The 4,575-nt window shown below is 47.8% G+C and carries 4 protein-coding genes; 1 reads left to right on the forward strand and 3 read right to left on the reverse strand.

The window, feature by feature from the left end; genetic code table 11:
- Positions 1-203: 203 nt before the first annotated feature.
- From AB3X55_13280 to AB3X55_13290, 3 genes are read right to left on the reverse strand one after another with little or no spacing between them, the layout of a single operon-like run.
- Positions 204-1,499 carry a hypothetical protein gene (locus AB3X55_13280; GenBank protein MEX0504558.1) on the reverse strand — a complete coding sequence of 432 codons (1,296 nt, stop codon included), beginning with the start codon at positions 1,497-1,499 and terminating at the stop codon, positions 204-206.
- Positions 1,500-1,502: 3 nt separating this feature from the next.
- Positions 1,503-1,910 carry a hypothetical protein gene (locus AB3X55_13285; protein MEX0504559.1) on the reverse strand — a complete coding sequence of 136 codons (408 nt, stop codon included), beginning with the start codon at positions 1,908-1,910 and terminating at the stop codon, positions 1,503-1,505.
- Positions 1,910-2,089 (reverse strand): hypothetical protein, encoded by a 180-nt coding sequence (locus tag AB3X55_13290; GenBank protein ID MEX0504560.1) that lies wholly within the window; start codon positions 2,087-2,089, stop codon positions 1,910-1,912. Before AB3X55_13290 ends, AB3X55_13285 begins: the two co-directional genes overlap by 1 nt.
- 184 nt (positions 2,090-2,273) lie before the next feature.
- Between AB3X55_13290 and AB3X55_13295 the strand changes: the two genes are divergently transcribed.
- Entirely contained in the window at positions 2,274-4,409 is a 2,136-nt protein-coding gene (locus AB3X55_13295; protein MEX0504561.1) for a hypothetical protein, read from the forward strand.
- The last annotated feature ends 166 nt before the right edge of the window (positions 4,410-4,575 follow it).

The raw sequence follows: 4,575 nt of genomic DNA on the forward strand, positions 1-4,575 counted from the left end.
CCGGGCATGGGCCAGTGGGGGTGCGTGGGTAGTGATTGATAGAGCTATGCACAGATGGGGGATTATTCTCTGTAAACCACGATCAGTTGCACCATTCTGTAACTCCTTGGGTAAGCAGTCTTCAGCTGCCATACGGTTCACAAACCATTCATCAATTCTCAGAGCCGAGGCAAGCTCGTCTAAGCTCAAATCAACAGGAACAGCTAGGCAGCAGTCATCTCAGGATTTAACGGCCGAGCATGCTGCACTTGCTGCACAAGCTCGCGTCTAACGCCGATGTCAGATCCCATGATGGAGCGGAACACTTGCCGCATAGTTTCTTCTAATCTTCCTGAGCCTTCGCCATAGCTGTGGTGCATTATGAAGCTGTCGTGGATGGGTAGACATGGAGCGTCATCCGGAAGAAAAGACAGCATGACTTGCTCGGCGATTTGACTATCGACGAATTGGAAGCGAAGACCGAGACCTTGGAAGAACAACTCTTCAATCGGTCGATGCGCCTCTAGGACTTTGTCTCGTAGTTCCGGCCAACTGAATGGCCTGTCCTTAAGATCGAGATTTCTCGGCTGATGTGATAGTTGCGACCGCGCATTTAACATTGCGTTGAAAGCTACCTTAGCAACGTCGCGATGCTCTTCGCCAAAGACGCGGGAGTAGGCATCTTCTTTGCCTAGATCTTTATCTAGATGCAGATAGGCAATGTGTGGGTTCATCTGTTCAAAATCGTACTCACAGGTTTCTTCTCCATCGATCGTGATGAACTGACGGTAGGACTTGGGCACATGCTGCCACCATCCTCCGTAGAAGCGCCCACCCAATTCAAAGCTACTGGCCGCAAAAATTCGCCTCAGCCTGTTTTGGGAAAAATCCAGATGACCCTTGGAGTGATCCTTTTCCATCGAGTTGACCAGGTCAGTAATTTCTGCAGTCGGTAAACTCAGTCCTAACTCGTGGCTAGCGAAGCAAGAATTGATACGCTTCAGCGTGTCACGCATATGGTTTGTCTCTGGTGTATCTGTATAGTCTTTCTCCTGATTTTGCCCGTTCACCGCGCCCTTCAGAATGATCGTCTCTGTCGGGATTTGGCTCAGTCCATTCACTCGTGAGGTGAAGCGCTGCAACTCCGTTTGCAACTTTTTCGATGCTACAAAACTAGTCTTTCTCCCCCGTTGTTGACCTTGGCTATACCAGCCCTTGTCTAGCTGCAGCAGCAAGCCTCTGTTCCGCATACTCCGATATGCCGCAACTAGATTTCGATAAGATACAGGCATTGGCCTATATCGATTTGAGCTCGAGTAATCTGGTTTATGCAGACTCAGCAGGATCGGATGCTTGTGTGGATTTCTGAAGGAATGCAGCACCTTGAGCAGGAGAGCGTGCACAGTATTGGCAAATGCGATTTTCTGATCTGCGGATCGTGCCCGCTCTCGACCCTCATGGCGCTCAAGCTCGTTTGCCAAATCAGCGGCAAAGGCTAACAACTCTTCATTAACAGTCATCGCTCAACCCTTTGCCCAATGTGGGAGATGAACTTTACCGGTAAGGCAGCTCTCAAGCCCTTGCTGATCAAGCCACTCTTTCCAGCGCTCCCATTTGTCCACATCATCATCACTGAACATCGGCTGCCCATTTAGGCTGGCTAGGGGCGTCTGTGGTTCGTGCCACTTCACGTATTCCGTGGCCGCTAAAGCCGTGCTGAAGCTGTCAACGCGATACACTGGCAAGCGATGCGTATTTCTGTAGGTAGTGAGCACCCACTCTTGTCGTGCGCCGCCATGCGATGCCTGTTTGCAGGTTCGATAAGGTGAAGTTTCGACTTCAGTGGTGCGACCCGTCTCAGTGACCCATCCCTTGCGCAGGTTCATCACGAAGAGGCGGTCATCTAGGGGCAATTGAAGAAGCGGTGACATTACACTTCTCCTTCATTTGGTGAAGGCTCAGAGCTGTCCCCGTTTGGTTGCTGGACAACTTGTCGAGCGGCGGCGCAAATCACTCGTGCGGTTTCGTCCGTTTTTTCAAGACGTCTGAATTCTGCGCTGGCCACAATCTGCGTCAGGCAACAGATGATGATCTTCTCGAGCTTTTGCATAGCCACATTCCCGTTGCTATCGTTGTGGGAGAGGCGGTGCTGCAGTCGCTAATGCACTAGCCCGTCTTTCCCCTTCACTACGTTCAGGGGGAAAGACGGGCAGTGGATTGGTTTGAAAATTTAGCCACGGGTGACTATTTCCGCATTAGGTCAATGCTCAATAGATGAAGTGTGTTTGTGTTAGATGGCTAATAGATACTTGCTGCATTTCTTTTTGTTCTTTGCATTCGCAATCGGGGCTCAATCAACACTAGCTAGTGAAGCCGCCTACACTTGCAAGTTTGAAATAGAGAAATTTTGGCAAGATGCTAAGCCTTCGACCCGGAAGGGCAAACACATTACAGCGTCTGGCGACGCAGTTATTGATGGCGTCAACTTGAGGCTACAGAATGTTTTGGTTGGGAAGAGGGCAAGTAAAAGAGTTGAGCCAAGTTTGATTGAGAAAAATACCAGTCTGACAATTAGCGAGTCAGGAGGAATTTCTGGCCACCTTACCATTCACCACAATAAAAGTGGCAAGCGGATAACTGACTTTCACATATCCAATCCAGCGCCACCGGACGATCCGTCTGCCAATCCGCCAATAAAAGGTGTCTTCATCGACGGCAATACTTTCAAGGTCAATTCTAAGGGTCATGCTGTTTTTACGATTCGGCGTTCAGAATGGATTAAATACACCGGCAACTACACCCGTTACGAATTTAGGTTAATTGACTGCCTAGGCAATCTGAAAGGCCACGTCGCACAACTTGCTGCACAAGACGACACTATTAAAAGTGGCATAGTAATTCCAAGTGATGACAGTAGGGAAAAATTAACAGCCACAACATCAAACAGCGTCGTTGAACCATCTAACAGCGAAAGCCAAGTAGAAATTGACGAGCAAATTTCTAGTCTTCTGAAAGAAACACAATCACTTAAAGCCCAGCTTTCTGAAGCGACCAATCTTGCTTCAGCTAGGTTGCAAAGCATCCAAGATTTAGAAGACCAGTTAGCAGAGTTACGGAAGGCTGCTGATGTCAGCACCTCAGATTCAGAAAGGAATGCTGAACTCACCCAACAAATCACTCAGATGACCCAGATGTTGTTGGATAGAGAGCAGAAGATTAAAGAGTTAAATGAAAAGGTTGCTGCCCTTGAGGACAGTTCTTCGGATGTAAACGAAGCCATCAACACCAAGCTCATGCAAATGGTCGCAAAATTGGAGACTTCACAGGCTTCCTTGATTGCCGAACTGGACGAGGCAAAAGTGGCGTTGGAAGCTGAAGAAGCAAAAGTGGCTTCATTATCGGCTCTGGAACAACAAGTTGCATCATGTGAAGCGGACAAGGTGCGTACCATTGAAGAACTCAATGCGAAGCAATCAAATGTTGTCAGCGCCCTTAAGGAAAAAATAGCGCAGTATGCAGTGGACGCAGCTATGTGTGAAACTAGCAGCGAAACATCTAGCGCATCTGAAGGGCAAAAATTGGAAAACGGCACTTCCAGTTTAGAAACTAGCCAAACGACGAAATTTAATCATGATCCACTAGCGTTAGGTCTAACGTTTTTAGCGGACGATTTTGACCGTGCGATCGCCGTTAAAAAACATTCCCGGGAAAGCCTTCAGGGTTTTGCCTTGGATGCGGGCTTTGAACAGCGTTGGCTGGATGATGCTTGGAATGACCCAAAAGCTTCAGAATTGTGGAGACAAGCTTTACCAAAAGAGGAATTCGCCGTTTGTAGAAACATTCATCAGCTAGACATGGCTACTTTGGAAATGTTTGGTTTTGAATTTCTTGGCCAAGGAACTCCCACGAAATATTGGCAACTGAAAATATTTGATGACGCGTTGAGATTCCGGGAAATACAGCTAGTTCGAGAAATAGGCAAAGATGCTGTTAACAACCTTAGGGATCGCACTGTTTATCCAGAAGACACAAGCGCATTTGAGAAAATGACCAGAAAGCTAGCTAAAAGATGCTATGGCCATGTTGCCAAATTTACCGCATTGGTCGATGCTAAATCGGGCGGGAAGCTAGCTTCAGCATTCAGTTCAACGTCAGTATCTACTGTAGCTCGCGCACCGGGATGTGTTGATTATCACGATGCGTTGCTTTCGACAGCGAGAAGCTACTTCAACATCCCAAATAAAAAAATTAAAGACTGCAATCGAGAACTTGGCTTCAGCAGAATCACCTTCGACGATTATTCAAGCGTATTGCACTGGGGTGAGAATGTTATAGGCTACAAGTCTTCACAGCTCGGCAACTACCAATGTATTGATTTGTTCACCAAGCAGAGGTTCTACGGCAGCATGGCAAGCTGTCGCGCAAGATAAAATAGGCCTTCAAGAGCTCTTCCAGAGCCTTGTCCAATACATGATCTGACAATGGGCTTCTTCTTTGGCTGTTAGAACGCTTGCAGAGGCAACTGCAGTCGCTAAATCCTAATCTGTGCATAGCTCTATCAATCACTACCCACGCACCCCTACTGGCCCATGCCCT

The sequence above is a fragment of the Alphaproteobacteria bacterium LSUCC0719 genome (assembly GCA_040839025.1).
Taxonomy (GTDB): domain Bacteria; phylum Pseudomonadota; class Alphaproteobacteria; order Puniceispirillales; family Puniceispirillaceae; genus UBA8309.

Bases quoted from the DNA above. Each gene is read 5' to 3' on its own strand.
- AB3X55_13280 (MEX0504558.1), bottom strand. From the start codon at position 1,499: ATGACTGTTAATGAAGAGTTGTTAGCCTTTGCCGCTGATTTGGCAAAC.
- AB3X55_13285 (MEX0504559.1), bottom strand. From the start codon at position 1,910: ATGTCACCGCTTCTTCAATTGCCCCTAGATGACCGCCTCTTCGTGATG.
- AB3X55_13290 (MEX0504560.1), bottom strand. From the start codon at position 2,089: ATGCAAAAGCTCGAGAAGATCATCATCTGTTGCCTGACGCAGATTGTG.
- AB3X55_13295 (MEX0504561.1), top strand. From the start codon at position 2,274: ATGGCTAATAGATACTTGCTGCATTTCTTTTTGTTCTTTGCATTCGCA.